9 tRNA genes and 1 rRNA gene are annotated in these 1,224 nt (G+C 47.2%); all 10 read right to left on the bottom strand.

Features of this window, described 5'->3' with window-relative positions:
* Positions 1–76: 76 nt before the first annotated feature.
* Positions 77–152, bottom strand: a tRNA-Ala gene (locus ABD814_RS09265).
* 19 nt (positions 153–171) lie between these two features.
* Positions 172–248 (bottom strand) — tRNA-Pro (locus ABD814_RS09260).
* A 5-nt stretch (positions 249–253) separates the two neighbouring features.
* A tRNA-Arg gene (locus tag ABD814_RS09255) sits at positions 254–330 on the bottom strand.
* A 4-nt stretch (positions 331–334) separates the two neighbouring features.
* Positions 335–423 (bottom strand) — tRNA-Leu (locus tag ABD814_RS09250).
* 48 nt (positions 424–471) lie between these two features.
* Positions 472–543 (bottom strand) — tRNA-Gly (locus tag ABD814_RS09245).
* An 18-nt stretch (positions 544–561) separates the two neighbouring features.
* Positions 562–646: transfer RNA gene (locus tag ABD814_RS09240), tRNA-Leu, on the bottom strand.
* A 6-nt stretch (positions 647–652) separates the two neighbouring features.
* Positions 653–728 (bottom strand) — tRNA-Lys (locus ABD814_RS09235).
* Positions 729–769: 41 nt separating this feature from the next.
* A tRNA-Thr gene (locus tag ABD814_RS09230) sits at positions 770–845 on the bottom strand.
* Positions 846–848: 3 nt separating this feature from the next.
* Positions 849–924: transfer RNA gene (locus ABD814_RS09225), tRNA-Val, on the bottom strand.
* Between the two features lie 4 nt (positions 925–928).
* Positions 929–1,041, bottom strand: a 5S ribosomal RNA gene (gene rrf, locus ABD814_RS09220).
* Positions 1,042–1,224 lie beyond the last annotated feature (183 nt).

Here is a 1,224-nt window from a genome sequence, read left to right as displayed (position 1 = left end):
CTTGAAGCACTAGCTTCTGTTTACTTCTTTTCTTAACTTCTTTGGTTGTTTGGATTCAGTTTTCAAAGATCAAAAATGGTGGAGCCTAGCGGGATCGAACCGCTGACCTCCTGCGTGCAAGGCAGGCGCTCTCCCAGCTGAGCTAAGGCCCCACTATAAGTTAAAAATAAATGGTCGGGAAGACAGGATTCGAACCTGCGACCCCTTGGTCCCAAACCAAGTGCTCTACCAAGCTGAGCTACTTCCCGAAAAATGGCGCGCCCGAGAGGAGTCGAACCCCTAACCTCTTGATCCGTAGTCAAGCACTCTATCCAATTGAGCTACGGGCGCATTATGGTGCCGAGGGCCGGACTTGAACCGGCACGGTGGAAACCCACCGCAGGATTTTAAGTCCTGTGCGTCTGCCAATTCCGCCACCCCGGCAAGGATAAACATATAATCACTCGGCAAACTAAATGATTAAATCCCTAGAGCGGAAGACGGGATTTGAACCCGCGACCCCCACCTTGGCAAGGTGGTGTTCTACCACTGAACTACTTCCGCATAATTATTAAATTTTCTTGGTGCGGGTGAAGGGACTTGAACCCCCACGTCGTAAGACACTAGATCCTAAGTCTAGCGCGTCTGCCAGTTCCGCCACACCCGCGTGATATGGTGAGCCATGGAGGATTCGAACCTCCGACCCTCTGATTAAAAGTCAGATGCTCTACCGACTGAGCTAATGGCTCATTTAAAATGAGTAATATCAAATTAGTTGTTTCATGAAAAATGGTGCCGGCCAGAGGACTTGAACCCCCAACCTACTGATTACAAGTCAGTTGCTCTACCAGTTGAGCTAGGCCGGCAAATGGTGGAGGATGCAGGGCTCGAACCTGCGACCCCCTGCTTGTAAGGCAGGTGCTCTCCCAGCTGAGCTAATCCTCCATTTGCGTGGCGACGTCCTACTCTCGCAGGGAAAACCCAACTACCATCGGCGCTGAAGAGCTTAACTTCTGTGTTCGGTATGGAAACAGGTGTGACCTCTTCGCTATTGTCACCAGACATATTATTTTCAAGGACAAGATATATTATATTCAGTTTCTCAAGTAAAAGCAAGTCTTTTTTGAAAATATATCTTAATTATTTCTCATTAATTTTAGATCAATAAGATAATACCCTGAAAACTAGATAAGAAGTGCAACTGACAAGGTGAATCATCAAACAGTTATTTTAGTTAAGTCCTCG

Origin of the sequence: Amphibacillus indicireducens (assembly GCF_039539605.1) — a bacterium.
GTDB classification, from domain to species: Bacteria; Bacillota; Bacilli; order Bacillales; family Amphibacillaceae; genus Amphibacillus; species Amphibacillus indicireducens.
This window is presented reverse-complemented; position numbering and strand designations above follow the sequence as displayed.